Annotated in this window: 30 protein-coding genes; 5 read left to right on the forward strand and 25 right to left on the reverse strand. The window is 62.2% G+C overall.

The window, feature by feature from the left end:
- Positions 1-3 precede the first annotated feature (3 nt).
- The 5 genes from NQ050_RS07445 to NQ050_RS07465 form a co-directional block, all read right to left on the reverse strand.
- A complete protein-coding gene (locus NQ050_RS07445) occupies positions 4-2,652 on the reverse strand; it encodes a tape measure protein (protein WP_053793920.1) in 2,649 nt (882 codons plus the stop codon).
- 277 nt (positions 2,653-2,929) lie between these two features.
- Positions 2,930-3,331, reverse strand: coding sequence for a hypothetical protein (locus NQ050_RS07450; protein WP_053793921.1), 402 nt, complete (start codon positions 3,329-3,331; stop codon positions 2,930-2,932).
- Positions 3,332-3,342: 11 nt separating this feature from the next.
- Complete coding sequence (locus tag NQ050_RS07455; RefSeq protein ID WP_053793922.1) at positions 3,343-3,951, reverse strand: major tail protein; 609 nt, start codon at positions 3,949-3,951, stop codon at positions 3,343-3,345.
- 18 nt (positions 3,952-3,969) lie between these two features.
- Positions 3,970-4,320, reverse strand: coding sequence for a hypothetical protein (locus tag NQ050_RS07460; RefSeq protein ID WP_053793923.1), 351 nt, complete (start codon positions 4,318-4,320; stop codon positions 3,970-3,972).
- The gene (locus NQ050_RS07465; RefSeq protein ID WP_053793924.1) at positions 4,317-4,739 is read right to left on the reverse strand and encodes a hypothetical protein; all 423 of its coding nucleotides are present in this window, start codon (positions 4,737-4,739) and stop codon (positions 4,317-4,319) included. The genes NQ050_RS07460 and NQ050_RS07465 overlap by 4 nt, the downstream gene beginning before the upstream one ends.
- A 124-nt stretch (positions 4,740-4,863) precedes the next feature.
- Here NQ050_RS07465 and NQ050_RS07470 point away from each other — a divergent pair, with 124 nt between their 5' ends.
- A complete protein-coding gene (locus tag NQ050_RS07470) occupies positions 4,864-5,241 on the forward strand; it encodes a helix-turn-helix transcriptional regulator (protein WP_053793925.1) in 378 nt (125 codons plus the stop codon).
- 131 nt (positions 5,242-5,372) lie between these two features.
- Positions 5,373-5,933: a cation diffusion facilitator family transporter gene (locus NQ050_RS07475; protein WP_206168099.1), complete on the forward strand. Its 561-nt coding sequence runs from the start codon at positions 5,373-5,375 to the stop codon at positions 5,931-5,933.
- A 19-nt stretch (positions 5,934-5,952) separates the two neighbouring features.
- Here NQ050_RS07475 and NQ050_RS07480 read toward each other — a convergent pair whose 3' ends face one another.
- From NQ050_RS07480 to NQ050_RS07500, 5 genes are read right to left on the reverse strand one after another with little or no spacing between them, the layout of a single operon-like run.
- Positions 5,953-6,306, reverse strand: coding sequence for a head-tail adaptor protein (locus NQ050_RS07480; RefSeq protein ID WP_053793926.1), 354 nt, complete (start codon positions 6,304-6,306; stop codon positions 5,953-5,955).
- Positions 6,294-6,611, reverse strand: a complete 318-nt coding sequence (locus NQ050_RS07485) for a head-tail connector protein (protein WP_053793927.1) — start codon at positions 6,609-6,611, stop codon at positions 6,294-6,296. The genes NQ050_RS07480 and NQ050_RS07485 overlap by 13 nt, the downstream gene beginning before the upstream one ends.
- Before the next feature lie 27 nt (positions 6,612-6,638).
- Positions 6,639-7,862 carry a phage major capsid protein gene (locus tag NQ050_RS07490; protein ID WP_196332753.1) on the reverse strand — a complete coding sequence of 408 codons (1,224 nt, stop codon included), beginning with the start codon at positions 7,860-7,862 and terminating at the stop codon, positions 6,639-6,641.
- A gap of 31 nt (positions 7,863-7,893) precedes the next feature.
- Positions 7,894-8,676 carry a head maturation protease, ClpP-related gene (locus NQ050_RS07495; protein ID WP_053793928.1) on the reverse strand — a complete coding sequence of 261 codons (783 nt, stop codon included), beginning with the start codon at positions 8,674-8,676 and terminating at the stop codon, positions 7,894-7,896.
- On the reverse strand, positions 8,673-9,968 hold the full coding sequence (locus tag NQ050_RS07500) for a phage portal protein (RefSeq protein ID WP_053793929.1): 1,296 nt from the start codon (positions 9,966-9,968) through the stop codon (positions 8,673-8,675). The genes NQ050_RS07495 and NQ050_RS07500 overlap by 4 nt, the downstream gene beginning before the upstream one ends.
- Before the next feature lie 45 nt (positions 9,969-10,013).
- On the opposite strand from NQ050_RS07500, the gene NQ050_RS07505 reads away from it, so the two are divergent.
- Positions 10,014-10,394 (forward strand): hypothetical protein, encoded by a 381-nt coding sequence (locus tag NQ050_RS07505; RefSeq protein WP_053793930.1) that lies wholly within the window; start codon positions 10,014-10,016, stop codon positions 10,392-10,394.
- Here the strand turns inward: NQ050_RS07505 and NQ050_RS07510 are convergent.
- From NQ050_RS07510 to NQ050_RS07550, 9 genes are all read right to left on the reverse strand, one after another.
- Positions 10,364-11,974, reverse strand: coding sequence for a terminase large subunit (locus tag NQ050_RS07510; protein WP_257038681.1), 1,611 nt, complete (start codon positions 11,972-11,974; stop codon positions 10,364-10,366). The two genes, NQ050_RS07505 and NQ050_RS07510, sit on opposite strands and share 31 nt — an antisense overlap.
- A 71-nt stretch (positions 11,975-12,045) precedes the next feature.
- Positions 12,046-12,360, reverse strand: a complete 315-nt coding sequence (locus tag NQ050_RS07515; protein ID WP_053793932.1) for a hypothetical protein — start codon at positions 12,358-12,360, stop codon at positions 12,046-12,048.
- A gap of 193 nt (positions 12,361-12,553) precedes the next feature.
- Positions 12,554-12,937, reverse strand: a complete 384-nt coding sequence (locus NQ050_RS07520; protein WP_053793933.1) for a hypothetical protein — start codon at positions 12,935-12,937, stop codon at positions 12,554-12,556.
- A 204-nt stretch (positions 12,938-13,141) separates the two neighbouring features.
- Positions 13,142-13,510 carry a hypothetical protein gene (locus NQ050_RS07525; protein WP_306428553.1) on the reverse strand — a complete coding sequence of 123 codons (369 nt, stop codon included), beginning with the start codon at positions 13,508-13,510 and terminating at the stop codon, positions 13,142-13,144.
- A 58-nt stretch (positions 13,511-13,568) separates the two neighbouring features.
- Positions 13,569-13,682: a DUF4314 domain-containing protein gene (locus tag NQ050_RS07530; protein ID WP_257038682.1), complete on the reverse strand. Its 114-nt coding sequence runs from the start codon at positions 13,680-13,682 to the stop codon at positions 13,569-13,571.
- Positions 13,683-14,484: 802 nt separating this feature from the next.
- A complete protein-coding gene (locus NQ050_RS07535) occupies positions 14,485-15,714 on the reverse strand; it encodes a site-specific DNA-methyltransferase (RefSeq protein ID WP_257038683.1) in 1,230 nt (409 codons plus the stop codon).
- Positions 15,692-16,876 (reverse strand): methionine adenosyltransferase, encoded by a 1,185-nt coding sequence (gene metK / locus NQ050_RS07540; RefSeq protein WP_053793937.1) that lies wholly within the window; start codon positions 16,874-16,876, stop codon positions 15,692-15,694. Before metK ends, NQ050_RS07535 begins: the two co-directional genes overlap by 23 nt.
- Before the next feature lie 95 nt (positions 16,877-16,971).
- The gene (locus NQ050_RS07545) at positions 16,972-17,547 is read right to left on the reverse strand and encodes a P27 family phage terminase small subunit (protein WP_053793938.1); all 576 of its coding nucleotides are present in this window, start codon (positions 17,545-17,547) and stop codon (positions 16,972-16,974) included.
- A 242-nt stretch (positions 17,548-17,789) separates the two neighbouring features.
- Positions 17,790-18,167 carry an HNH endonuclease gene (locus NQ050_RS07550; RefSeq protein ID WP_080999286.1) on the reverse strand — a complete coding sequence of 126 codons (378 nt, stop codon included), beginning with the start codon at positions 18,165-18,167 and terminating at the stop codon, positions 17,790-17,792.
- A 118-nt stretch (positions 18,168-18,285) separates the two neighbouring features.
- Between NQ050_RS07550 and NQ050_RS07555 the strand changes: the two genes are divergently transcribed.
- Positions 18,286-18,501 (forward strand): hypothetical protein, encoded by a 216-nt coding sequence (locus NQ050_RS07555; protein ID WP_053793939.1) that lies wholly within the window; start codon positions 18,286-18,288, stop codon positions 18,499-18,501.
- A gap of 145 nt (positions 18,502-18,646) precedes the next feature.
- Here NQ050_RS07555 and NQ050_RS07560 read toward each other — a convergent pair whose 3' ends face one another.
- The 6 genes from NQ050_RS07560 to NQ050_RS07585 all read right to left on the reverse strand — a co-directional run bounded on the left by NQ050_RS07560 (position 18,647) and on the right by NQ050_RS07585 (position 24,351).
- On the reverse strand, positions 18,647-19,105 hold the full coding sequence (locus tag NQ050_RS07560) for a hypothetical protein (protein ID WP_053793940.1): 459 nt from the start codon (positions 19,103-19,105) through the stop codon (positions 18,647-18,649).
- Between the two features lie 2 nt (positions 19,106-19,107).
- Positions 19,108-20,466 carry a DEAD/DEAH box helicase gene (locus tag NQ050_RS07565; RefSeq protein ID WP_053793941.1) on the reverse strand — a complete coding sequence of 453 codons (1,359 nt, stop codon included), beginning with the start codon at positions 20,464-20,466 and terminating at the stop codon, positions 19,108-19,110.
- Complete coding sequence (locus tag NQ050_RS07570) at positions 20,447-20,725, reverse strand: VRR-NUC domain-containing protein (protein ID WP_053794063.1); 279 nt, start codon at positions 20,723-20,725, stop codon at positions 20,447-20,449. The genes NQ050_RS07565 and NQ050_RS07570 overlap by 20 nt, the downstream gene beginning before the upstream one ends.
- Before the next feature lie 139 nt (positions 20,726-20,864).
- Entirely contained in the window at positions 20,865-23,129 is a 2,265-nt protein-coding gene (locus NQ050_RS07575; RefSeq protein WP_257038685.1) for a phage/plasmid primase, P4 family, read from the reverse strand.
- On the reverse strand, positions 23,126-23,557 hold the full coding sequence (locus NQ050_RS07580; protein ID WP_053793943.1) for a DUF4406 domain-containing protein: 432 nt from the start codon (positions 23,555-23,557) through the stop codon (positions 23,126-23,128). The genes NQ050_RS07575 and NQ050_RS07580 overlap by 4 nt, the downstream gene beginning before the upstream one ends.
- Positions 23,554-24,351, reverse strand: coding sequence for a phage antirepressor KilAC domain-containing protein (locus NQ050_RS07585; protein WP_053793944.1), 798 nt, complete (start codon positions 24,349-24,351; stop codon positions 23,554-23,556). The genes NQ050_RS07580 and NQ050_RS07585 overlap by 4 nt, the downstream gene beginning before the upstream one ends.
- Before the next feature lie 286 nt (positions 24,352-24,637).
- Between NQ050_RS07585 and NQ050_RS07590 the strand changes: the two genes are divergently transcribed.
- The gene (locus tag NQ050_RS07590) at positions 24,638-25,567 is read left to right on the forward strand and encodes an Abi family protein (protein WP_053793945.1); all 930 of its coding nucleotides are present in this window, start codon (positions 24,638-24,640) and stop codon (positions 25,565-25,567) included.
- The last annotated feature ends 8 nt before the right edge of the window (positions 25,568-25,575 follow it).

The following is a 25,575-nucleotide window of genomic DNA, read 5'->3' on the forward strand; positions in this document are numbered from 1 at the left end:
CCTTTATGCGGGGAGCAGGCTGGTGGCGCGTGCGCGGCCTGCGATCGCCCGATCCATCAGGGGGGCCAGGCGGCCCACCAAAGTTCCGTCGGACAGGCGCACCTGGATATCGAGCCGGTCGATGACCGCCCTGGCAGCCTGGGTGGCAACGGCAGCCACATCCACGCCACCCATAGAGCCAGAAGCGGCAAGCCCACTGATAGACGCTGATGTAGGGGTTCCACCTGGTGTTATGGCAACAGGGATGCTTACCCCGCTGGCAAGGCCAGCAAGGGTGTCGGTGACGTCTCCTGCCATGGCCTGGGCTGCATCCACCGCACGCGCCCCGGTAGCAGTAATCCCTCCGGCAAGGCCTCGGGTGAGCATGTCACCCACCCAGGCCATCTGCCGTGAGGGTGAGTGGATCCCGAAGTAGTCGGTGATTCCATCCCAGATCGAGGCACACCAGGAGGCGACCTTGTTCCACAACCAGCCGGCAAGCGACTGGATACCGTTCCATAGGCCGCGCACCAGGTTCATTCCCACGTCCGCGAGCTGCCCGTAGCCGGAGGCCAGGCCGCCCACGATTGCAGAGATAATCTGCGGAAGCGCACCCACGATCGTGCCGATAATCTGCGGCAACGCCGTGATCAGCGAGGTCAGCAGGCGGATACCAGCGTCGACGAGCTGTGGCAGTGCTGCCAGCAGCGCGCTGATGACGGCGGCGATGATGGTTGGCATCGCGGCCACCAGGGTCTGAATGGTCTGCGGCAGCGCCCCAATCAGGGCGGTCAGCAGCTGGATACCGGCGTCGATGAGCTGCGGAATCGCGGTGAGCAGTCCTGTCACGATGCTGGTGATGATCTGCGGCAGGGCCGTCACGATGGCCTCAATGATCGTCGGTAGCGCCGTCACAATGCTGGTCAGCAGCTGGATGCCGGCGTCGATGATCATGGGGATCGCGGCGATGATGAAGTCCACCAGTGCCTGAATAATCTGCGGTAGTGCCTCAATGAGTACCGGCAGGGCTTGGATCAACCCCTGGGCCAGGCCCGTGATCAGCTGCAGGGCTGCGGCAAGGATCATCGGCAGGTTGTCTGCCAGCACCTGCACCATCGCGGCAAGGACCTCGGCCATGCCGACCAGCAGACCAGGTAGGCCCTGGCCGATACCGTCGATGAGGGCGGTGAGGATCTGCACCCCCACATCAAGCAGGCCCGGAAGCAGGTTCAAGATTCCGCCGATCACGGTGGTGACAACGGTGGAGGCCAAGGTGGCGATACCAGGCCCCATGGTGGAGAGGGATTGGACGATAGTGTCCAAGGTTTTGAGTAGCTCCACCCCGATCTTGGGAACCTCGGTCGCCAGGAACTGGGCCGCCTGCTCCACCACCGTGCTCAGAGCCTGGAGTAGGCCTGTTACACCACCGGATTCAAACCCAGCAGTCAAAGCGTCTACCCAGGAGTTCACCGCCGGCAGTGCGGTCGAGGCAAGCATGGATGACAGGCCACCAGCCAGCGCGCCCTTGAGACCCGCGACCCCGTCCTGCAAGGTCGAGACCTGCCCGGAGAAGGTCTTGGACTGGGCTTCCATCGCCCCATAGAACTGGCCGCCCTCCGCTGTCGCCGAGGCGAAGGCGTCAGCGACCATGTCGGCGCTGATCGCGCCTTTTTCCATCTCCTCTTTAAGCTCACCGACACTCTTGCCGGTCTTCTTGCTCATTTCCTGCAGGGGGTTGAACCCGGCGTTGATCATCTGCAGCAGATCCTGGCCGGAGAGCTTCCCGGCAGAAGACACCTGTGCGAAGGCGAGGGTCAAAGATTCGAGCTTTTGGGCATCCCCCTGAGAGATGTCACCCAGCTGGCCAAGCCGCAGCTTTGCCTCATCCGCGCTGATGCCGAACGCCATCAACGTTTGGGTGTTTTTGGCTAGATCCTCCATCCCAAACGGAGTCTTCGCGGCCGTGACCTTCAGGTCGTTGACCAGCTGCTGGGCCTTGGCCTGGTCGCCCAGCATGGTGGTAAAGCTCGTGGTGTACTGCTCCATCGAGGCGTTGTAGGCAACACCGTCCTTCATGGCCTGGGCAAACCCACGACCAATCCCCGCGATCGCCCCGCCAATAGCCTTGACCCCGCCGATGATCGCCTCAGCAGCAAGATTGGCTTTGAGGACATCACCGAAGATGCGGGTCTTACCGGAGGTGTCGTCGAGCTCGCCGCTAAGTTCATTGACCTCTCGGGAGAGCTTGTCCGCACCACTGGCCGCATCCTTGAGCTCACCCTCCGAGGTGCCCGCAGCGGTGGTGAGCTGGTCGATCTTAGTAGTGTTCTCGGAGAGTTCGCGCTCCATGTCGTTGAGCGTGGCGGTGGCATTATTGAGCTGGATCCGCCAATTCTGCGTCCTACTATCGGACTGGCCGAAGGAGGCCGACGCGTTATCCAGTGCGGCCTTGAGAGCCTGGATTTTGGAGCGTTGGGCCTCGATCTCTTTGCCCAGCACCTGGTTGCGGGCGGTCAGGGCGTCAGCGTCGGTGGCGTTTTTCCCGAACTGGGAGGCCACCACCTTCATCTCTGAGCCAAGCACCCGCATCTCACGGTTGATGTCCGCGATCGCTTTCTTGAACTCCCGCTCACCCTCCAGGCCAATCTTGAGACCAAACGTTGAGTCAGCCATAGGTGGTCTCCTTGTCTGGGTAGCGCATAGGACTAAGCCCCGCACCCGGGCAAGGTTGGGTGCGGGGCTTAGATGCCTGGCGGGATGATGTCGTCGATGGTGGGCTCAGCGCTGGTGCGGCTGGGTTGTTCGTGTTGCCAGTGGCATTCGACCAGGTCCAGTAGCACGCCTAGTGGGAGCAGTGCTGTCTGCCAGCGGTCCAGGTGCAGGTAGCGGTGGGCCAGATAGGTCAGTCTCGTGAGGGTCTCGGCCCAGCTACTACCTGTGGGTGTGCTACTCAGGCTTTTGGGGAGGCAACCTCACGGCGCATGCCTGCCTCCAAGGCTGCGGTGATCGCGTCCTTGTAGTCGGCGAGCTCCCCGGGCACGGTGAGCAGCTCAACCTCCTCAGCGGTGATCTGCGGCCACTCATCCCCGTTGGCATACAGGTTGTGGATGAGGACGGATTGGTTGGCCAGCAGGGCGATCAGCCAGCAGATTTCACCGATCTGATCACCCAGATCATTGGAGGATTCCAGCTTGTCGCCAAGCTGCTCGAGCCCACCATAGCGGGAGGCGATCTCGCGGGTGGCGCGGGTGGTGAGCACCAGCTCTAGGTCTCGTCCGCCCAGGCGGATGAACGCGGAGTGTCCCGGGCCTTCGGGCAGCACGCTGGTGGGGTTCTTCTTCTTGGTTGCCATGCGTGTTCTCCTTAGTTGCCAGAGCCAGTGGTCGTGGTGGTTGTGGTGTAGGCCGGCTCATACACGGTGCTAAACCAGGCGTCCGTGATGGTCTTTGCGGCCTCGCCTTCGGTGGTTTCCACCTTCCACGGGTGCTTGCCTGAGGGGTCGGGCTTGGTGCGGCGCAGGATCGTTCCCTCGATCTCCGGGGTGGAAAACTCAATCGAATCGCCCTTGGTGGTAAGCGACCCGGTGGGAACGGCAAAGCGGACCTTATAGAGCCAGAAGTACCGGTAGGTGCCATTCGCCTTGCGGGCACGGAACCCGATCGCAACCGGCGCCCCGCCATCTTCGGATGTGGAGACCAGCACCTTGTTCTTATCGATGATGGCGCCGACCAGGTCGGCGGCAACCTCGGCACTGATGTCATCCACACCCAGGGTCAGGGTGCCGGATTTGAACTCTTTGACGACCTCTGCAGGTCCGTCATCGGCATACAGGATTGCTTCTGCGACTTCGATGGACACCTCCGCGCTGATGGCCTTGGCCAGCTGCTTAGGCGTGCCGTAGGTTTCCTCACCGGTAGAGGGGTTTTCCGTGATGGTGGCGTAGTAGAGGGAGTCGAGTCCGATGGTTGCCATGATGGGGGTTTCCTTTCGTTAGAGCGTGTGGTGGGTTTGGGTGTCGATGGCGTAGTGGTGGTAGCTGGTCTCGTCCTCGAACCCGATATAGGAACGGGCCGTGATCGTGACACCACCAGCCAGTAGCGCGGCGGTGAGCTGGTCGCGAAGCGGCAGGTAGTTGCCCCGCGCATACAAGGACAGGCGTGCTTCTTCGATCTGGGCCCCTGGGGTGTTATCCCCGTACAGGGCCAGGGTGTCGACTAGTGGGGTGAGCACCACGAACGCTTCCGGCAGCGGGGTTTCGGTAAACAGGCCCACCCGCACCGGCAAGCCGAGCTTCTCGCAGGTGGTGGTGAGGTGTTCCAGCAGCGGGATGCTCTCGCTCATGTGCTGCCTTTCGGGAGGCGCTCTGTCAACACTCGTTTCATGGCCTCCAGGGCTGGGGCGCGGGTGGTGCGGCGGGTGCGGGTAAGAAACGGACGGGCTACCTGGCGGGTGGAGCCGTATTCGAGGATGGTCGCGATCTTCGCGTTTGAGCTCCCGTCTTGGCGGGGCTCATCGAAGCCGACTTTCACGTTGTGGTTTCCCGCCCGATCCGTCTTCACCGGGGTTAGGCCCAGGGCTGCGACAAGCTGGCCGGTGGAGTACCTACCGGTGATGGATGCTGTGAGGTTGGCGCGCATGACCGGCTCAACCACACTGCCGGCGGCTTTCAGGGCTGCTTCGGCATGCTCATCGAGGTGTGCTCCTGCCGCCGTGAGCTCATCGAGCACAGCGGTGGGAAGTTTCACGGTTGCCCTAGCCATTACCTAACTCCTTCTTGTGAATACGGCGCCGACCGTAAGCCTTTGCTTAAACCGCCAAACCTGCTAATATCGGTACATCACGTTTATAACCATGAGAAGCGATATTTCAGGCGGTGGAACGACGATGATTGATGAAGAGACACTGGCTGACAAGGAGTCAGCCACCCGTGCGGCGTGCCTTTTCCATGGATTTTCAGATATCTCGCGAATGCGTATCGTTCAACATCTCTTCAACGGTGAGCACAACGTCAAGCAACTCACTGCTCATCTGGGGTTGGCGCAAACCACCGTGTCAGGACACTTGGCGTGTCTGCTGGATTGCGGGGTTATTCAGCGGCGTGCGGTGGGTCGCTCCTCCATGTATTCACTCACCCACCCCCAGAAGACGATGGCCCTTCTAGTTGCAGCACAAGACCTGTTATCTGCAACAGGCCAGGCGGTGACTTTGTGTCCACGTCACGGTATCGAGGCCCTACGCAACACAACCAAGGAGGAACAGTGAACGTTACCGACACAACAACCGATTGCTGCAGAGAATGCACCACTAACACAAAGGATTCGAACGGGCCGGCTCTCAGCCCGCAAAGGCGAACAATACTGAACAGGCGTGCTAAAACCCTTGCCCAAGGTCTAGTGCTCTACAACGTCGCCGAAGGAGTGATCTCGATTGCTTCCGGTTTAGTAGCAGGCTCGATCGCCTTGGTCGGGTTCGGCCTTGACTCCGCCGTCGAAGTCCTGTCCGGACTGGTCATTATTTGGCAGTTCCGTCACGCAAATCCCGAGGCATACGAGCGCAAAGCACTAGGTCTCATAGCCGGAGCCTTCTTTATCTTGGCCGCCTACGTCGGTACCGAATCAATACTCACCATGATTGAAGGACATAAAGCAGCTCCTTCCTTAGCGGGGATCGTGATCGCAATCCTCTCCGTCATCATCATGCCCACCGTGTCCCTCATACAACGACGAACGGGGCAGGAACTCGGATCCGCCTCCGTAGTAGCCGATTCCAAACAAGTGCTGCTATGTGCAGTCATGTCCTTAGCACTCCTATTGGGGCTGGTAAGCAACGCACTGTGGGGCTGGTGGTGGCTTGACCCCGTAATCGGTCTATTCATCGCCCTACTTGCACTCCGAGAAGGAATCGAAGCCTTACGCGGCAAAGCCTGCGCCTGCACCTCAGGACTTAGTCAATAATCAGCGCCCCGCAGGTCAATCAGTCACGTTGTTCACCTTCGGGTGAATGTTGGTGTGCTTCGATCACGGTGTAGCGGCCGACCTGTTCGACAGTGTCGATGACCCAGCGCCCATCGGCCGCGGCGATCACCATCGACTCATCCACAGTGATTGCGGGGTGGGTGCGGATGCGGAAGATCGCGGTGGCTTTCGTGTAGGCCGCACGGTTAACCCACGCTGAGCTGGCGTGGCGGTGCTCCACCTCTGCTCGCACTGTGGCCACAACGTTCTCGGCCACGATGTCGAACCCGGCTCTATCCCTCGTGTGGCTCAGGGCGACGATGTCGATGGCATGCCGCATCTGACCAAGACCCATGAGGATCACACCTTCCATTCCCGGTCCATCACCAACAACCGGTGGATCGCTTCCCAGGCGGCGCGGGCGGCGTCGGTTTTGTCTGCCCAAAACCCTCCGGTTGCACCATCGCGTGCCTCATACATGTGGGTTGCCAGCATGACCACGCCCTGGGTGGTGGCCGGGCTCATCGCGTGGGTGGCGTAGAAGCCGTCCGGCAAGTGCTGAAAAGACGCGGCGTAGGAGGTGGCGGCGTCCACCAAGTGTGCGATCAGCTCATCATCGGCCTCGAAGTCAACCTGCAGATTCGCTTTCACCAGTGCGGTGAGTTCTGCTGTGGACATCCGCCACCTCCTTATCGCTAGTCGGGTTTAGGCGCTGGCCTTCTGGGTGAGGACCTGCACGGCCTCGGGGACAATCAGCTTGCCGTCGAGGCGCTGGGAGGCCAGGAACCCAACCTGCCCGGTGGTGGCAAACAACTCGTTGAGCCGCTTGAAGGAGCGTCCCACCCGGTCGGCGATCCAGTAATAGGACAGGTCACCGAAGGCGACGGTGCGCGCCCCGGCCTTGATTTCGGGAACGAACGTGGATGTGTGTACCGGGCGGCCAAGGATAGTGTCCGGCTCTCCTGCGGTCAGGGCTGGCTGCCACAGGTACTGGCCGGTGGTGTCCTTGAGCTTGCGCACGGTCTTGACGGTGGCGTCGTTCATCAGCCACACCGCGTTCTTGCGGTACGGGGCCCGCAACGCGTAATGCAGGTCGATGAGATCATCCGCCGTAATGTCGGTTGCCTTCGCCGTGGTCACCGTGGACTGCGCACCGGAGGTGGCGTGGAAGACACCGGTGGGCTTACCCGAGCCGTCACCGTTGATGAAGGCTTCCTCTTCGGCGGCACCCATACGGCGAGCAAACTCGGAGGCGAGATAGGCCTCGATGTCGAATGCGGAGTCGTTGAGCAGCTCTTCGCTGACCTTGAGGAAGGTGCCGAGCTTGAACGCAGAGAGGGTGACCTGGTTGAAGGTGTCATCGGACTCGGTGTAGGGCTTGCCCTCATCCAGCCACGCCGCGCTGCCGTGGGTGGCGACCACCGGGATCTTGCGGTCCCCGCTGGTGGTGGTGATGACCTTGGCCAGGGTGCGCATGATGTTCTGATCGGCCAGGGTGTCGACCAGGGTGCGTTCGAACTCATCAGGCACGAGATAGCCGCCCTCCGTGTCCGTGCCGACGGACAGGGCGTTTCGCACCTCTGCCGGTGAGTGGTTCAGGCGCATCGCGTCCCAAAACGCCCGCTTGTAGGTGGCAGAAGCACGACCCGCCGGTTCGCCCTCGTCGGTGTGGAAAACGGCAGTGTTCATGCCAGGCCGGGCGGTCAGCGGCGGGCGGGTTGCGCGGGCGAGCTGGTTATCGAGTGCTTCGGCGCGCTCATTGCGGGCAATCTCCCGGGTGAGGTCCTCGATCTCTGCCTCCATACGGGCGTACTGAGCATCGTCCTCGGCGGTGAGGCATCCGGTTTCAGCATCGCGGCGCTCATCGAGGAAAGCCTTCGCAGCCTCCCACGCTGCAGCGCGACGGGCGTAGAGGTCAGTGGTGGTCATGGTCATGATCAGTGTTCCTTTCAAGACGGAATTAGTGGGGTTGGTTGGCCAGGGCGGCGTACAGGTCGGTAATCCGCCGACCCAGACGTTCAGGTACAGCGGGTTGGTGGTGGTTGATCTTGTTCACCAACGCGGCGGTGGTTGCTGCGGCGCTAAAGGTGAACCCCGCACCCAGGTTGTCGGGTACGGGGTCAACAGCGGCAGGCTCGGCGGGGCCGGGTGGCGTGAACGCCTGCGTGGGTTCGCTGGGTTGGTAGAGGCCGTCAGCGAAACCGAGATTGATGGCGGCTTTTGCGTCCATCCAGGTTTCCTCATCCATCAGCCGGGCAAGCTTGGCCCTCTGCATGCCGGTGCGTAGCTCGTAGGCGTTGATGATGGATTCCTTGACCGCACCCAGCATCTCCACCGCGCGGGTGAGTTCGGCGGCGTCTCCGGTGGCCAGGGTGGCGGGGTTGTGGATCATCATCATCCCCACCGGGGAGATCAGCACCTCGCTACCAGCCATCGCAATCACGGACGCGGCCGATGCAGCTAGGGCGTCGATGATCACGGTGACCGGATACGGGTAGTCCATGAGCATCGTGTAGATCTCGGCCGCCGCCACGCAATCCCCACCCGGGGAGTTGATCCACACCTGGATCGGGCCTGCTCCTGCTTCCAGCTCGGAGCGGAAAATGCCGGGCGTGACATCATCGTCGAACCAGGAGTCGGCCGCGATGACGCCGCCAATACGCAAAACCCGGTGCGAGGACTCCTCTACACCGGGCGGATCGGCTGGGGGCTGCTCCCAGTTCCAAAAACGGTTAACCGTCATAGTCTGCCTCCTCTCTGACGGATGCTTTGGGCTGGGTCATTGGTGTCCTCCTCAGTCGTAGGTGTGGGTTGTGTGGTGGCATACGCCCCGGCCAGGGACAGCGGCAGCATGTTGCCGTTGACCAGGTACAAGTCCCCGCCATCCTCGGGTTTGATGCGGTCGAGGTTTTCCAGCTCGCGGATGTCGTTGGCGCTCATCCACCCGTTCTGCCGGGCTACCGCATATCCCTGCATACGCGACGCGTAGTCACCGCGCAGCAGGCCCTCGAGGTTGAACTTCACGAACACGCCGGTATCGCGAGGATCCAGCAGGGTTTTGGTGAGGGCTTGTTCCCAACGGATCACCCACGGGTCGAGGGTGTATTTGACGAACTCGAGGGACTGCTGCTCGATGTTCGAGAAGCTGGACTTGTCGAGATCGCCGATCATGTGCGGCGGGATGCGGAAGATCCGGGCGATCTCACCCATCTGGAACTTGCGGGTCTGCAAAAACTGAGCCTGCTCAGGGCTGACCGAGATGGGCGTGTACTTCATGCCCTCCTCTAACACCGCGATCTTGTTACCGTTGCGCGCTCCACCGAACGTGGCGGTCCAGGATTCCCGCACACGGCTCGGGTCTTTGATCGTGCCGGGATGTTCGAGTACCCCGCCGGGTGCGGCACCGTTAGCGAAGAAGGATGCTCCGTAGTCTTCGCAGGCTTGGGCCATGCCGATCGCGTTTTTCGCCATCGCAATCGGGGAATACCCAACGAGGCCGTCAAACCCCAACCCCGGAATGTGCAACACCTCAGAGGGTGGGAGTACGACGCGCTCGTATTCGGCCCTCGGTGGTTCCTCGCTCGTGCGCTGGTACTCGTAGTAGAGCCGGCCCGCAGTATCCCGGCCCACGCTCATCCGGTTGGGCATCAGCGGGTACAGGCCGATGACTTCGCCGCGTCCGTTGCGGATCACCTGCGCAAAGGCGTTACCCCACAACAGCAGGTGGGTCATGAGGGTTTCCCGGAACACGAAGCTTGTCATCTCCGGGTTCGGCTCATCGTGCAACAGGCGGTAGAGCGGATGGCTAACCGCCTTCTCCTTCCCGCCATCCGTGCGGGTTTGGTAGACGTGCAACGGTAGGCCGGCGATGGCCTCAGCCAGAATCCGCACACAGGAGTAGACGGCGGTCATCTGCATGGCGGTACGCTCATTGACCGCACGGCCAGCCGATGTGGGGCCGAACAGGAACGAGTAGCCAGACGAGAGCTGCGTGTTGGTCGGGGCACGTCGGGTAAACCAGTCTTTAATTGACATATCGACACCTTTTCGGCGAAAACAGAAACTATAAGAGGGAACGCGATGAAGGTTGAACACCGACGTGAGGATGGTGAACTTCTCGGCTGGATTGACATCCACGAGGACGGCTCATGCACAGCGATCGACTTGCTCGGACGAGTGAGCGCTGCTGGTGATTGGGACGAGTGCGAAAACCAGCTCGAGGCCCAAGGCTTATCCTATCTGGCAGATCTTTATGCCCTGGAAGTCACACCGGGACTCTGGGTACGGGTCCGCATCGTTGAAGTCAACTCCACCCGGGTCCGAGTGAAGGAAGATGACTTCGGAGACGCCACCATCTCCACTCCCATCCACGACGTGCCGATTCCGGTGGACAATCGCCTCGTTCCATACGCCCTGGCACCCGGTGAGGTTCACAGCACGAGCAAACCTCGCTCGTCGTAGACCGAGTGCGCGGGCGCGGCGTTGCTGTTACGAATGGCCCGGTCTAGAGCCATGATGAGGGCGACGACGCCGTCGATTTTCTCGGTGGACTTTTGCTTGTCGGGTTTGATGTTGCCGGCAGGGTCGGTGCGGATGTGAATGTTGTCGACCATCCACGCGAGCACCTTGTTCCCACCATGCTGGATCCGTCCTTCCAGGGCGAGCTTCATCAGCTCCTTGCTCGGTGGGCTCATGTCTTTGAAGCCTTGCCCGAAGGGCACCACGGTGAAGCCCAGAGCATCGAGGTTCTGGCTCATCTGCACTGCGCCCCAACGGTCGTAGGCGATCTCCCGAATGTCGTAGCGGGTGCCGAGTTCCTCGATAAAGGCTTCGATGGCTGCGTAGTGGACGACGTTGCCTTCGGTGGTGTGCAGCAGGCCTTCGCGTTCCCACTGGTCGTAGGGCACGTGGTCACGGCCCACCCTAAGCTCGATGTTGTCTTCGGGGATCCAGAAGCGTGGCACTACCACATACGGCTCCGCTTCGTCCCGGGGTGGGAAGACGAGGACGAGGGCGGTGATGTCGGTCGTGGAGGCCAGGTCCAGGCCGGCGTAACACACCCTGCCGTCAAGCGAGGCCAGGTCGATAGGGGCGTTGCCTTTGTCCCACAGGTGCATGGGCATCCACCGGATCGACTGTTTCACCCACTGGTTGAGGCGCAGCTGGCGGAAGGCATTCTCCTCAGCCGGATTCAACTGGGCTGAGTGGGCGGCCGCCCGCACTTTGTCGATGGGGACGGTGATGTCCAGGCTGGGGTTGGCTTTACGCCACACATCTTCGTCCAGCCAGTCATCCTCGGGCTCGGCCCCGTAGATCACCGGGTAGAACGTTGGATCATTCTTTTTGCCGTCCAGGATGTCGCGGGCTTTCTGGTGCTGCTCGAAACACACCGACGCGGTGTTGGTTCCTGCTGTGGTGATCAGGAAGTACAGCGGCTGGGTGCGGGCATCACCGGATCCTTTGGTCATGACGTCGAACAGGGCCCGGTTGGGTTGGGTGTGCAGCTCATCGAAGACGACCCCGGAGATGTTGAAGCCGTGCTTGGAATAAGCCTCAGCAGAGAGCACCTGGTAGAAGCTGTTCGTTGGGGTGTAGACGATGCGCTTCTGGGAGGCCAGGATTTTCACCCGTCTGGCCAGCGGTGGACACAGCCGCACCATGTCGGCAGCAACCTCGAAGACGATGCTCGCTTGCTGGCGGTCTGCCGCACACCCATACACCTCGGCACGCTCCTCACCATCCGCGCAGGTCAGCAGCAGCGCGATAGCTGCAGCAAGCTCGCTTTTTCCTTGCTTCTTGGGGATTTCCACATATGCGGTAGTGAACTGCCGGTACCCGTCAGGCTTTACCGTGCCGAACAGGTCCCGCACAATCTGCTCCTGCCAGCCAAGCAGCTCAAAGGGCTTGCCTGCCCAGCGGCCCTTGGTGTGCTTCAAGGCTTGGATGAAGGCGACCGCGTAGTCGGCTTTGCGCTTGTCGTAGTGGGAGCCCTCATCCATGAACCGGGTCGGTGTGTAAGCGTCCGTGCTGGTGCTGGTCATGGTGGTTCTCCCTTCCGGGGTACAAGCAAGCGCCCCAGGAGCGTTGGCTCGTGGGGCGCGAGGCGTGCGGGTTAGGCGTTGCGGTTGGCCAGGGGTTCGGCCAGGGCTACCTGGAGAGCTTGGATCATGGTTTGAGCGTTGTTCAGGGCGATGACCAGCTCGGTGGTCTGCATCGGGGTCAGCGCCCCAAAGCTGGTGGTCTGGATCGTCCACTGGCCGTCCGTGTAGTAGAGGGTGGGAATGTAGGAGGTCGGGTCGGTGGGGATGACCTCGATTGGCCGGTGGGTGTCGGCGGTGTTGATCCGGTGGACCGTGTAGCCCAGCTTCGTTGCGTGACGGATCAGTTCGGCGGTGTTGGCCTTGGCGGTGGTGTTCAGGGTGTTCATGACCTGGCTCCTTCGTTGTTTCTTGGTGGTTGTTTGGTCATGTACATACAGCCATACCCACCCGGACATATCCAGCCGTTTTGCCTGATATTCCGCGGTTTTTCTAGAGATCATCATCTCTATGGCCTGGCCTCGTTTTACCTCATGTACGAGGCGTGGCCCCGCCGTGGCGGGGCCGGGGAGCCTGGGCTGGTTAGCGCTTGGCGGGGCGGAAGGCGTAGCAGCCCTCACTCTCGTGGGCGCGGATCCAGGCCTTGGCCTCCCACTCGTTAGCCAGGCGGATCCCGGTGGCGTGCTTGCCCTCGGAGGTGAACTCGATGATCTCGACCTCGCCGCCCTCCCAGGCGATCTCGGTCTGCCCGCTGGCGGCTGCCTGCTGGCCGGCAATGAATGCGGCAGTCAGGGCGTCCTTGAGGCTCCAGACGCTGACCTCGACGAAGTCCAGGCTGTCGGATCCTTGGGTTTCCAGGGTGTCGACCCCGACCAGCTCGGTGGTGGCGATCTGGGTGAGCAGGGCGGTCAGGTCGGTCTCCCGGATCGCGGCCTTGGTGGTCTTGCGGGTGGTTGTGCGTGCCATTGTCGTTGTCCTTCCGGTGTGGCTGCTGGTGTTTTTGTCATGTACATACAGCCATAGAAGCGGCACACTATCCAGCCAGTTTTGCCTGATAATCCAAGGTTTTCTAGAGATCATCATCTCTATGAGTGCGCCTGGTTCTCACCCCCGTGTACGAGGTGCGGCCCCACTCAGGGGGCCGGTCTCCTAGGTGCTGGTGCGGCGGGTTTAGTCGGCGAGGATCATGCCCATCGCCCAGGCCCCGGCCTCAGCCTGGCTGGTGAAATCCTCGTGGTCCTCAGTCGAGCTGATCGCCAGGCGGATCGAGGCCGTCTCGCCGCGCTCGGCGGTGGTGTAGCGGTAGCAGAAAGCCTGGTAGCCCATCGCCTCGCGCTCGAAGTTCCAGGCCCAGCGGGTGGCAATGATCCACTCACCGACCGGCATCATGTTGCCCTGGAAGCGGGTGGCCTTCTTCAGGGCCTTCTCGGTGGTCGGGCGGGTCATCTCGGCAAGCATCTCGGTGTTCATTGCGGGGCTTCCTTCGCAGGTTGGCTGGTGTTTTCTTGCATGTACATACAGCCATACCCCCGCCCACATATCCAGTCGTTTTACCTGGTATTCCGGGGAAAAATAGAGATGCTCATCTCTGCGCGTATCAGCCCAGCACCTGGTAGCGATCCACTCCGGGGATGAGCCCCAGGCTGGTGCCGTCATCCCAGGCGACGTGGATCGTGCCCAGGGAGTCGACCACGATGACTTCGCCTTCCATCCCAGCTCGCAGCCCCGCCTCCGTGTCACTGTCACCCAGCAGCCGGATCCGGCAGCCCGGGCGAACACCCAGGCCCCGTTGCCGCTCAGGTGTCGGGTGAGTACCCGCCTTGTGGTCTTGTGCTCATCCCCGGTCAAGCCCAGCCGGTTCAGGAAGGTTCGCATGGCGTAGCGGTCATTGTCATCTTGCGGGGCACGCCCGCGCACCCGCCGGGCAGTCTTGGCCATCGCAACCAGTGCGGCAATGAAGTCCTGACAGGCGGATACGACCTCGGCATCCGGCAGGGTGGTAAACCAGGCGAAGCGCGCCACCAGGCCCGCATCCTCATGCCGGATGTATTCCACGCCGGCAGGTGCCGGCAGGCTCAGTGCTCTGGCGATCAGTGGCCCGTAGGCGCGCATGAGGGCTGTGAGGTTGTCCCGGCCCCGCTCACCAAGGCTTACGGCTGGCACCATGATCGCCAGTCCCACCTCCTCTGCAGGGTCGGTGATCGTGATGCCGCGGCCGGCGAGCACCTGACGGAGCTGTTCGGTGAGTTCGGGGCCTTCAAGGCGCGCATCACGGGTGAGCAGGTACTCGCCGATCTGGTAGGCCATGCTCGGTGCCTTCAAATAGCGAGCCTCAGTCCCCGTGGCCTGGGCGATGAGCTTTGCGACCTCGGTGCGGCGGATGCTGGCTGGCAGGGTGAGCGTGTAATCCATGGTGTCCTCCAATGTGTGGGTTTGTCGTGTCTATACACGCTCACCTTTGCCCTACATATCAAGCAAAAACCCGCCTTGAGAGCACACAGAGATGATGATCTCTAGGATGCGTGCTCAACCTGTTTGACCAGGTCCAGGAAACTGCCACGCTCACACCACACCCCGGCGGCATCCCCGGTGTGCTCCACGTAGCGGCGAAGGATCACCGACGCGTACTTGGGGTCGAGCTCCATGCAATACGCAACCCGCTCGGTCTGCTCCGCAGCGATCAAAGTGGAACCAGATCCGGCGAATGGGTCGAGCACGATGGCGTTTGGCTGGGTGGAGTTGCCCATCGGGTAGGCCATCAGATCCACCGGCTTAGAGGTGGGGTGGTTCTTGGAGCGTTTGGGCTTGGCGAACTGCCAGATGGTGGTCTGCTTGCGATCGGCATACCAGGCGTGCTTGCCGCCGCTCTTCCACCCGAACAAGCACGGCTCATGCTGCCACTGGTATGGGGAGCGTCCCAGGACCAGGGAGTCTTTGACCCAGATGCAGCAGCCTGAGAGCTTGAAGCCCGCATCGATGAAGGCGCGGCGAAACGCCAGCCCCTCGGTGTCCGCGTGGAACACGTAAGCCGACGCCCCTGGTGCCAGCACCCCTGCGGCCGCGGTGAAGGAGTCGAGGAGGAACTGGTAGAAGGCGTCTGCGTCCATCTTGTCGTTCTTGATCGACAAGCCCTTCGAGCTTTGGAAATCGACGTTGTAGGGCGGGTCTGTGAGCAGCAGGTTCGCGGACTTGCCTCCCATGAGGGCTTCGAGGTTCGCGCTCTGGGTGGCGTCGGCGCACATGAGCCGGTGCCGACCCACAGTCCACACATCCCCAGCTTCTACGAAAGCAGCCTGCTCGAGTGCTGCGTCGAGGTCAAACCCATCGTCGTGGGCCTGGCCCTCATCCAGGGAGCCGATCATCGCTTGGATCTCTGCCTCGTTAAACCCGGTGAGCTCGGCGTCGAAATCGCTGGCGTCCAAATCGGCGATCAGCAGGGCGAGCTTGGACTCATCCCAGTCGCCGCTGATCTTGTTCAGCGCAATGTTGAGAGCTTTCTCTCGGGTCTCGTCGAGCTCGACCACCACGCAGTCCACCTGCTCGAAACCAAGGTCTGCGAGGACCTTCAGGCGCTGGTGGCCGCCCACGACTCGTCCGGTGGTCTTGTTCCAGATCACCGGCTCCACATACCCGAACTCGGCAAGCGACCGCTTGAGCTTTTCGTACTCGGAGTCTCCGGGCCTCAGGTCTTTGCGGGGGTTGTAGTCGGCAGGAGTGAGCTCAGAAAGGGTAAGCCGGCGCATATCCACGGGTCTTGACCTCCTCCTTGAGCTTGTATCCATAGGAGTACGGGGAGTTCCACCACGAGGAGGTGGTGAAGTGCCCGTAGGTGGAGTGCTCAGCAAAGACGGGGCGGCGAAGCCGAAGCAGCTCGATGATCGCTTCAGGGCGCAGGTCAAACACCGCCCGCACCGCATCCGCGATTACCTCATCGGGCACCCGGCCGCTGCCGCCGGTGTCCACCGTGACCGCCACCGGGTCAGCCTTGCCGATCGCGTAGCTGATCCCCACGACGGCCTCGTCGGCCAGGCGAGCATCGATAATGGCCAGAGCGATCAGGCGCGCCATGTAGGCGGCCGAGCGGTCCACCTTGGTCGCGTCCTTCCCACTAAACGCCCCACCACCATGGGGTGCTAGGCCCCCGTAGGTGTCGACTGCAAGCTTGCGGCCACTCAGCCCCGTATCTGCTGCAGGGCCACCCAGGGTGAAGGGCCCGGCGGGGTTGACCAACACGAGAGTGTCCTCATCGATGTGCAGGTCGTGGCTGGCCAGGGCTGGGGCGATGACCTGGGTGCGCACTGTGCGGCGCAGTGCCTCCAGGTTGGTGTCCTTGGCGTGTTGGATGGAGACCACCACCGCTTCCACGCCCACGGCCTGTCCGTCCTCGTAGCGAAGCGAAACCTGTGCCTTGCCGTCGCAGCCGATACCCCGGATGGTGCCCTCAGTACGGGCCTTGTCCAGTCGGCGGCAAATATCGTGGGCCACAACCAGTGGCAGCGGCAGGCGCTGCGTGGTCTCACGCGTGGCGTAGCCGTAGACGGTTCCCTGATCACCCGCCCCCAGGGCAACGTAGGCGGACTCCTCACCGTCGCGTGCCTCCAGGGAGGTGTTCACGCCGGCGGCGATATCCGGGGACTGGGAATGTGTATGTACATTCACCCGCCACCCAAAGGGTGCGTAGCCTGCGCGGATCAGGGCGCGGCGCACACTCTCACGTACACGCACGCGCGCACTGGAGGTGATTTCACCGGCAACGATGATGCGGCCCTTGGTGGCCATGACCTCTACTGCGCAGCGCGCGCTGGGGTCGTCGAAGAGGAGGTCGTCGAGGATGGTGTCGGCGATCAGGTCGCACAGCTTGTCCGGGTGGCCAACACAGGTTGACTCGCAGGTACGGATATCCATAGGGGTACTCCTTCACTCAGAGGGGGTGGGCATGAACAAAGCCCCACCACCCGAGAACCGGGTGTGGGGCGAAACAAGGGGCTTGTGGTGGTGGGTTAGGTGCGGGATTGCAGCAGGCGTTCCATCAGGTCATCACCCGGCGAGCTGCCGGCGTATTCGCGGGTGGAGGTGGCGCGCACGATCTCGTAGATCTCGTACCAGTACACATTCGCCTGCTTGCTAAAGCTCTGGCTCATGGCCACGAACGGGGAGGCGATCGCCGCACCCGTGGTGGGGTGCTTACCCAGCAGGCCGAACTTGGTGATCGCTTCCTCGCACTGGATGTAGCGGGCAAACGCCTGCGCGTAAGCCTCAATCAACCTGGGGCTAACGAAGGAGGCGACCCCTCGGGCGTCCAGCCACGCCCAGGTCTCCCGGTAGAGTTCACCGGCCAGCAGCGGCTGTCCATCACGCTGGGTGGCGGACAGGTAGGCCGACGGCTCCGGCATGGTCTCACCCTCAAGCACCGCACCATCGCCCACGTCCGCGCCGTCAAGGCCGAAGGGGTCAAGGTCTGTGGGTTCCAGGAGACGGGAGGCGGGCTTACCGGCCTCGAGCTTGTCCTTGAGTGGGTCAGGTTTCGCGCCTGCTCGCACGCGTCTGCCGCCACGGTTGGTGCCGTCTTTGGCCACGGATTTTCGCCTCCTTTCCGCGGGGCTGGGTCAATCGGGGGTTTGATTCGGACTTTTTCTGCGCGGCACCCCAGGCCCGCTCCCTCAGGGGCCTCGGGCTAGAGATTTCACGCCCCCTAGGGGGCCTGCGTGCCCCGCTGTGGGGCGAACTCGCGGTTTTCACTCGAAAGTGGCACCGCAGGACTCGGCCAGCCTGTGGGGCTTACAGGCCGGTTTGACGCTTGGGTGCGCTCTCGCTGGAGTCAGTAGCTGTAGACCCTCGGGCCACGCCGCCACCGATCCCCATCCAGCGCTGACTGGCGGGAGTGGCAGGGCTTGCACAAGGCCCGCAGGTTCGACGCATCATGGCTGCCACCATGACCGAGGGGCACAACGTGGTGAACCTCCACCGCTGGCGTGGTCCGTCCTGCGTCCAAGCAGTCCTCGCACAGTGGGTGGGCGTCCAGGTAGCGGGCACGAATCTTGCGCCAGGTGTGTCCGTAGCGGCGGTTGATTGCAGGGTCACGCTGGAAGCGCCGGTAGCGCTCGTCCTCAGCCTTGGCGTGGCGGGGACAGAACCGCTCGTGAGTGAGCTCAGGACAACCGGGATGCCGGCACGGAGTCTTCGGCTTGAACGGCACGGCCATCCTCCTTGCGGTTGTAGTATTCGTGCATCGGTGACGGCCGATCAGTGCGTGGCGAGGGACGAATGACGATTCGTCCTCACTACTGTCGCCTGCCTACCTGTGGAGGACCGTCATGACCGATACCCGACGTGAAGCCCGTGCTCGCCGCCGTGCTCAACACCATGGCTTGAGGCTCACCAAGTCACGCACCCGCACATCCACTGATCCCCGCTTTAGTTCCTACTGGCTGGTCGAAGCCCAGACGCGCGGTCTCGTTGCCGGCGGCGAGTGGGGTTGGGACCTGGAGTCCATCACCGATTTCCTCGACGCCTTCGAGGTTGAGGCGTAAAGCGCCACGGACAAGGCCCCCGCACAAGCCACTGTGTGGTGTGGGGGCCTTGACCCAACTATCGACTGATTACAGGATGCCAGAGGGAAAACGGGAAGACCATGGCATGTTTCGGATACCCGCTAACGCTTGGGTGCATCACCTCCTACCCGTAGAGTGCCGTTGCTAGCCGGTGGACCGCCTTTGTCCTTCGCCGGAACGCTGTCTCCCGTTCAACGTAGAAGTGATCGGCTACTGCCCGTGCCCGGTCCTCCTGCGAGATGTCGTCGGCGGCGAAGAAGAATGTGTCCAGGACGAACCGGTCGTCCTCGCTGAGCACGCCCCAGGCGGGTAGGAACCAGTCCATGTACTCCCGGGCCTGGGCGTAGCGCTCCCGGTAGGCATCCACCCGATCCAAGGTGGAGGCGATCCGATCCTCGCCCGCATGCGGGTTGGGTGCGTGCGGCATCCCGTCCAGGCGCTGCGAACCCACGGTGGTGAGCCGATCGTAGGTGTCTTTGATGGCTTGGTCGGTGGTCTCAAGGATGTGTTGCATCGAGGCGTAGTCTTCGAGTGCTGCCAGGGTGGCCTTGTAGGTGTCCAGGTATTTGCTCATCACGTGCATGGTTAGTTCCTTTCCGGGTTCAGGGTCGCTGCGACTGCGTCGATCAGGCGGGCTTGGGTGGTGTCTTTGGCTGCAAGGGCGGTGAGGACTTGCTCGTCGATGGTGTTCTTGGCGGCCAGGTGGGTGATGGTGACCGGCTGGGTCTGGCCTTGCCGGTGAAGCCTGGCGTTGGTCTGCTGGTAGAGCTCCAGCGACCAGGTGAGGCTGAACCAGATGAGGAGGTGGCCACCTGTCTGGAGGTTCAGGCCGTGCCCCGCGCTGGCGGGGTGGATCAGTGCCAACGGAACCTCACCGGCGTTCCAGGCGTGGAAGTCCTCGGCGGTCTGCAGTAGCCGGGCCTGTGGGAAGCGGGCTTGGATGCGGGTGGCGTCGTGTTTGTGCCAGTAGGCCACCAGCAGGCTCTGCCCGTTGGCTGCTTCGATGAGGTCTTCTAACGCGTCAAGCTTTCGGCCATGCACCACGACGGTCTCGCCGGTTTCGTCGTAGACCGCCCCCGTGGCCAGCTGCAGCAGCTTGCCAGACAGAGCCGCGGCGTTCGCGGCATCCACCACAGCCCCGTCCAGGTCGATGACCATGTCGCGCACGAGCTGGTCGTAGACCTTGCGCTCAGAGGAGCTCAGCTCAACCTCGTGGGTGGTGATGGTGAGCTCGGGCAGGTTCAGGTAGTCCGTGGTGCGCATTGAGAGGGTGATGTCGCTGATTGCTTCGTAGATCTCGGCCTCGGCACCGGGGCGGGGCTTGTAGGAGAAGATCTGCATGCCGTTGCGGCGGTCTGGGGTGAACCAGCGTTCCCGGTAGCGGGTGATGTAGCGGCCAAGGCGCTCACCGCCATCCAGCAGCTTGAACTGGGTCCACAGATCTTCGAGTCCGTTGGCGGCTGGGGTGCCGGTAAGTCCTACGATCCGGTGGATGTGCGGTCGGACGGAGCTCAGGGCTTTGAAGCGGGTTGCCTTGTGGTTCTTGAAGCTGGAGAGTTCGTCGATGACGACCATGTCGAACGGCCACTGGCCACCGAGGGTTTTCACCAGCCAGCCGATGTTCTCCCGGTTGATCACCGTCACCATAGCCTGCGCAGCCAGCGCATCGAGCCGCTGTTGGCGGGTGCCGACAGCGACCGCAACGGTCAGCCCCTCCAGGTGATCCCACTTGTGCACTTCAGCTGGCCAGGTATCCCGCGCCACCCGCAGTGGCGCAACCACCAGAACCCTGCGGGCTTGGAAGGTGTCGAGTAGGAGACCCCAGATGGCGGTCAGGGTGATGATCGTCTTGCCGAGCCCCATGCCGAGCAGGATTGCGGCCTGGGGGTGCTCCTCAATAAACCGCGTGGCCTGGTGCTGGTAGTTATGCGGCTGATAGTGCACGGCGCACCTCCTGGATGCCCTCTGGCCCATCCACGACCAGGCAGGTGAAGCCCTGTGCCCGAAGCTGGTTCATGCGACGCTGCTGTAGTGGCCTGGGTTTCTTGCCGGGGGCTTTGACTTCCACGAACACGACCCGTCCAGCCCTCAGGCACAGCCGGTCTGGGACCCCATCCACTCCGGGGCTGACGAGCTTCCAGCAGATGCCACCGTCGGCTTCGATGGCTCTTTTCAGCGTGTTTTCAACAGTTTTCTCATCCATGGCAACCTCCATTTCGAGGGCCATGTGCAGAGGGGTGCAGGTGCAGACACTACCTTTTACATATAGATTCAACATGCATTTTTCCCACATGCGGTAAATAGGTAAATGGTCTGCACCCCTCTGCACACTCGCCCTGCACTTACTCCTCGAACTCGTCTTTCAGACGCAGCCCATAGACCTTGATCGCGGCCCGGGTCTTCTTTCGGGCGAACCCGGCCATCTCGCAGGCGGCGTTGAAGTCCACCATGGGGCGCGCCCACCCTGCTGTGGACAGCGACCAGGCCCGGTAGGCCTGGTAGAGCTCACCGGCTTTCGCTTCCGCACCGTTCTCGACCACGCACTGATCGGCCAGGAAGTGTGAGAACCAGTCGTTGTCTTCCCGGTAGGCCTCAGAGGCTTCCACCACCGCGGCCGGGGCAGCGAGGTGGTAGTCCTCTTCGTGGATGAGGCGTGCGCCTTCCATCACCCAGGCCAGGATCGCCCCGCCAGCATGCTCGTAGAGGTAGTCGACATAGTTCTTCACGTCCGCATCCCCGCTGATGGTGGCCGTAAACGGGATGACGATCAGCCTGCGCCAGATGCCTGCATCCATTGCTCCCACCCGGGGCAGGTGATTGGTGTACAGGACGAGAGAGTGGGAGGGGGTGAAGGAGAAGGGGTCTTTGAACTTCTTCTCCGCGGCGATCTTGTCGGTGGAGGCCAGCTGTTTGACGTTCGAGGTTGACAGCCTCACGCCTTCCTCGGTCTCTGCTGCGATGAGCAGGCGCTTGCCGCGGGCCTCGGCCAGTTCTGGTTTGACGTTGCGTCGCACCCCAACAGTGAGCGTGTCAGCACTGATGGATCCGGAGTAGGTGCCAAGCACGCGGGCGATGGTGTTCCAGAACGTGGATTTGCCGTTGCGGCCATCCCCGTAGGCGATGATGAGGGCCTCGAGCATGACTTTGCCGATCGCTGCCAGGCCACACACCCGCTGCACATAGCCGATCAGGTCCTCATCGCCTTGGAAGGTAACCTTGAGGGCTTGGCGCCACAGGTCCACGCCCTGGGTGTCTGGGCTGGTGGCGGTCTGCAAGGTGATGAGGTCTGCCGGGTGGTTATCCCGCCTGGAGGCCAGGCCCTCGGTGAGCTGGTAGGTGCCGCCCGGGGTGCACAGCAGGTACGGGTCACAGTCCAGATCTGAGGCCCGCACCTCAAGCAGCGGCTGGGCTTCTTTGAGGGTGGCTGCGATATTGCGGGACTGGCGCCGCCCGAGCACGAACTTGTGATACTCGCTGGCCTTCAGCAGCCGCTGATACGCCACCTGCTGGGCGTCACTGAGTGAGGCGACACCTTTCGTCTTCGACGAGGCGGCAGCAATGGTGTCTGCGGCTCCGGTGTCAGCCATGAGTGTGTGGGCCTGGTCGAGCATGTTTTGTGCTTCGTCGAGCTGGCGGGTGGTGAGCTCTTGGGCGACAGCCTGGGCGAGTAGGTCGTTTTCCACCCACACCCCGCCCTCGTAGACCAGCCAGTGGGTGGACAGGGAGTAGCGGATCTTGTCGGCGTACTCGGTAGCTAACGCTTCGGCTTGCCCCACGTCGGTGTAGTCATCGGGTTTGAGTGAGGTCAGCGCCTGGTAGACGGCGGGCTTGACGTAGGAGGGGTCTTTCGCGACCCGGCCAGCAAACCTCAGCGCTGACCGCCAGATCGCTTCCAGCTCCGCGGTGGGCAGGGGCGGGTCGCACAGCGCGGCCTTGCGGTCAAAGAGGGTGCGGGCCTGCTCGGTATCCCCGTAGCGGATGAGCACCCGGCCGGCGAAACGGGACAGGGTGGCGTTGCGGCTGCCCTCCCCGATAGCGAGTGTTGCAGCATCGAATGCGGCGAACGCATCTTGCTCGGCTTGGCGGGTGAGCCACTCGTCGACCAGCAAGGTGCCGGTGAAGGCTTCCACCTGCGGGGCGGGGTGTCCGTAGAGGAATCGGGCCGCATCCAACGCCCCAGTGTCGAAGAAGGTGAACCGATCAGCCAGGGACTTTTTCAACCCCGCGTAGGTCGCTGGGTCGGTAACCGGACTGATGGGCAGGTAGACGTGGAAGCGGGGCCTAGCAGGTGTTCCATGCTTGGAGGTGTTGTGGTTGCGGGACGTGGCTGTCATGAACTCCACATCCGCCAGCAGGTCTGCCAGGTGCTGCGGGCTCACCCACTCGTCGGGGTTCTCACTGTGGTCGTTGTCGATGTCCATCACCAGGCAGTCCGAGGTGACAAACCCGTGGGTGGAGCGCTGATTGCCTTGGTATTCGGCGGCAACATGGTCGAACCGTGCTGCCGCCTGCAGGTCGGCGGCGTCGGTGATGGTGGCCTTGTTCGGGTAGTGGGTGTTCGAGGCCAGGCCGCTGGTGGTGGCGGTGAACAGGGTGAAGGTGGTCATGGCTGGATCTCCCGGAAGTCGGAATCGAGAAAGCGGATGGGGATGTCGAGGTGGCGGGCCCAGCAGGCCTCGGTGCGCATGCCGGGGCTGATGCGCGGGGCGTACACCCACACCTCCTCGCACTTGGACAGCACGATGCGGTTGAAGAACATGGCGAGTTCCCGTTCGGCGGGCTTGGTGTCATCCATGAACTGTGGGAAGAGCAGGTGTGGCGCGATGGGGATGCGACGGCGCGCCACTGCGGCAGCGCACATGCGGCGGGCCAAGCGAATGTTGGCCTCGGTGTCCCCGGCGAACGGGCTGCAGATGTAGGCCAGGGGCCGGTATCCGAACCGCTGCCGCTGCTCACGTTTGAGCACCTCAAAGACGGTCGGGTCCGCGCACCCCGAGGCGTTTAGGCGTGGGATCGTCGAGTCGGTGGGGTTCACTGGGCCACCCCGCGCTCGATCAGAGGGAGCAGACCCCGCTCGTGCTTGAGCAGGTCGTAGATGAAGAGGCGGCCCTTCTGGGTCCAGTACAGGTGGGTGCTGGTCTTGCCGGTTTCCTCGTCGTAGACGAAGGTCTTTGAGTGGGCGTAGCCAGCCTCGGCGTGGGCGGCGTAGAGGAACCAGCGGCCAGACTGCTTAAACTGCACACCCAGCTCATGGAGCAGCTTGTTGAGCTTGCGGGCCGTGAGCCCGTAGTCCTTCGCGATCTCAGTGGTGGTCAGCAGGCTCTCGGACTGCAGCACCATGTCGTAGTAGGTGACCTTTGGACGTGCCTCGAGCAGCAACTGGGCTTGCTGGAGGTTCTCTGCCGCTAGGGCTTCGTTGCGTTCCTTCTCCTCCACGTAGGACTGCAGCATGGCAAGCAGAGCCTTCGGATTCGTGCGGATCTCCTCGATCACTCGGTCGGTGATGTACAGGCCGTGTTTGCGGATCGAGGGCAAAACCTCGTCCATCACCCAGGACTCAAACTTCTGGGCGGCTGGAAGGTGGGAGGAGAAGATCAGTCGGTAGAGGTCGCCTTCGCTGATGAATCGGACTTCTTGCAGACCTCCTGGGGTTTCAAGGGGGTGGTGAATCGCCACCCCCTTGCAGTGCTGCTTGATGGCGTTAACCGGATCCTTGTATCCGAGCGCGATGGCGGCATCCTTCGCGCAGATGTAGATGGTCTCGCCGTCGACGATGGTGCGCAGGTTGCCGAAGTCCGGGTGGGTGTACGAGTTCAGATTGGTGCTCATGTCGAGCCGCCTTCCTGAGAGGCGTCCAGGCGATGCACCGTGCAGCGCGCTCGTCCTCTCAGGCCCTAGGCGGCGAGAAGCGTCAGGTGATAACCCCAGTCGAAAGAACGGTGACGCGGATCGGCAAAGACGTGTATGTCGGCGCGCTTCCAGGGCGGATGCTGTGCGAGTTGCCAGGCGGGTTCCGTGTCAGAACGAGATCTGCTATCCTTGTGGGTAACAAGACCGGTTCCGCTGCCCGCTTCGGTGGGAGTCCAGGGCCGGTCCTTTTTCGCACGGAGGGGTCGTGACCGATAGCCCGATTAAGCCTTTCAGGAGTTACGCTGAGCAGGTAGCGCTCTTGCGTTCACGCGGCATGGTGATCGAGGATCTGGATCAGGCGGTTGATGCGCTTGCGACGCGTAACTATTACAGGCTTTCGGGTTACTGGCACTCAGCGCGCATCATCGATTTTGTCTCCGGCAAGCCCACCGATCGCTTCCAGCCGGGCACATCCCTAGATCTCTGCGTTGATTTGTACGAATTCGACGCCAGACTGCGCAGCGCCGTATTCACAAGCCTGGCTCCGATAGAACTCGCCCTGCGGTCTCTACTGGGTTATCACCTAGGTAGCATTGACCCGCTGGTGCATCTGGATATTGAACAGCTCAACGCAGTGGCCCGTACCCCGGATCGGAAAAATCCGCGCAAAACACAGCACGCCGTGTGGCTTGCCAAATATATGGAGGCCGTGAGGAACTCACGCGAGGACTTCGTTGCTCATCACCGCGCCCAGTACGGTGGGCAACTGCCCGTGTGGGTTGCAGTTGAGATCATGGACTGGGGCATGCTGTCCTACCTGTACCGATTCAGTCCTCGACGGGTGCGCGATGAGATCGCAGGCTTGTGTGCGATGACAGCTCCACAGTTGGAATCCACCCTGAAATCGCTCAATGTGTTGCGCAACCTTTCTGCTCATCATGCCCGGCTGTTTAACCGGGGTTTCGACATCAAGCCCAAGCCCATCAGGCATGAGTTGATGGAACCTGTCAACGCGCTGACGTACAGGTTGTTCGGGCAGATCAGCATCATTCGATTCCTGCACCACCAATTGGACCTGCCAGGTAGCGAGCGTCTCGCTCACACACTCGAGACGTTCCCCCACAACGAGATCATCCCCTTCGAAAGGATCGGAGCGCCCCAGAACTGGCGCGCCCTGCAGCTCTGGGCTAACTAACCCGCAGC

It is taken from the genome of Corynebacterium sp. 122RC1, assembly GCF_024580955.1.
Classification (GTDB): domain Bacteria; phylum Actinomycetota; class Actinomycetes; order Mycobacteriales; family Mycobacteriaceae; genus Corynebacterium; species Corynebacterium kozikiae.

Bases quoted from the DNA above. Each gene is read 5' to 3' on its own strand.
- NQ050_RS07445 (WP_053793920.1), bottom strand. From the start codon at position 2,652: ATGGCTGACTCAACGTTTGGTCTCAAGATTGGCCTGGAGGGTGAGCGG.
- NQ050_RS07460 (WP_053793923.1), bottom strand. From the start codon at position 4,320: ATGAGCGAGAGCATCCCGCTGCTGGAACACCTCACCACCACCTGCGAG.
- NQ050_RS07500 (WP_053793929.1), bottom strand. From the start codon at position 9,968: ATGTCAATTAAAGACTGGTTTACCCGACGTGCCCCGACCAACACGCAG.
- NQ050_RS07485 (WP_053793927.1), bottom strand. From the start codon at position 6,611: ATGTCCACAGCAGAACTCACCGCACTGGTGAAAGCGAATCTGCAGGTT.
- NQ050_RS07575 (WP_257038685.1), bottom strand. From the start codon at position 23,129: ATGACCACCTTCACCCTGTTCACCGCCACCACCAGCGGCCTGGCCTCG.
- NQ050_RS07505 (WP_053793930.1), top strand. From the start codon at position 10,014: ATGAAGGTTGAACACCGACGTGAGGATGGTGAACTTCTCGGCTGGATT.
- NQ050_RS07510 (WP_257038681.1), bottom strand. From the start codon at position 11,974: ATGACCAGCACCAGCACGGACGCTTACACACCGACCCGGTTCATGGAT.
- NQ050_RS07570 (WP_053794063.1), bottom strand. From the start codon at position 20,725: ATGGATGAGAAAACTGTTGAAAACACGCTGAAAAGAGCCATCGAAGCC.
- NQ050_RS07490 (WP_196332753.1), bottom strand. From the start codon at position 7,862: ATGACCACCACTGACCTCTACGCCCGTCGCGCTGCAGCGTGGGAGGCT.
- NQ050_RS07515 (WP_053793932.1), bottom strand. From the start codon at position 12,360: ATGAACACCCTGAACACCACCGCCAAGGCCAACACCGCCGAACTGATC.
- NQ050_RS07520 (WP_053793933.1), bottom strand. From the start codon at position 12,937: ATGGCACGCACAACCACCCGCAAGACCACCAAGGCCGCGATCCGGGAG.
- NQ050_RS07535 (WP_257038683.1), bottom strand. From the start codon at position 15,714: ATGCGCCGGCTTACCCTTTCTGAGCTCACTCCTGCCGACTACAACCCC.
- NQ050_RS07465 (WP_053793924.1), bottom strand. From the start codon at position 4,739: ATGGCTAGGGCAACCGTGAAACTTCCCACCGCTGTGCTCGATGAGCTC.
- NQ050_RS07480 (WP_053793926.1), bottom strand. From the start codon at position 6,306: ATGGAAGGTGTGATCCTCATGGGTCTTGGTCAGATGCGGCATGCCATC.
- NQ050_RS07455 (WP_053793922.1), bottom strand. From the start codon at position 3,951: ATGGCAACCATCGGACTCGACTCCCTCTACTACGCCACCATCACGGAA.
- NQ050_RS07495 (WP_053793928.1), bottom strand. From the start codon at position 8,676: ATGACGGTTAACCGTTTTTGGAACTGGGAGCAGCCCCCAGCCGATCCG.
- NQ050_RS07560 (WP_053793940.1), bottom strand. From the start codon at position 19,105: ATGCACGTGATGAGCAAATACCTGGACACCTACAAGGCCACCCTGGCA.
- NQ050_RS07450 (WP_053793921.1), bottom strand. From the start codon at position 3,331: ATGGCAACCAAGAAGAAGAACCCCACCAGCGTGCTGCCCGAAGGCCCG.
- NQ050_RS07585 (WP_053793944.1), bottom strand. From the start codon at position 24,351: ATGAGCACCAATCTGAACTCGTACACCCACCCGGACTTCGGCAACCTG.
- NQ050_RS07470 (WP_053793925.1), top strand. From the start codon at position 4,864: ATGATTGATGAAGAGACACTGGCTGACAAGGAGTCAGCCACCCGTGCG.
- metK (WP_053793937.1), bottom strand. From the start codon at position 16,876: ATGGATATCCGTACCTGCGAGTCAACCTGTGTTGGCCACCCGGACAAG.
- NQ050_RS07555 (WP_053793939.1), top strand. From the start codon at position 18,286: ATGACCGATACCCGACGTGAAGCCCGTGCTCGCCGCCGTGCTCAACAC.
- NQ050_RS07525 (WP_306428553.1), bottom strand. From the start codon at position 13,510: ATGTGGGCGGGGGTATGGCTGTATGTACATGCAAGAAAACACCAGCCA.
- NQ050_RS07530 (WP_257038682.1), bottom strand. From the start codon at position 13,682: ATGGAAGGCGAAGTCATCGTGGTCGACTCCCTGGGCACGATCCACGTC.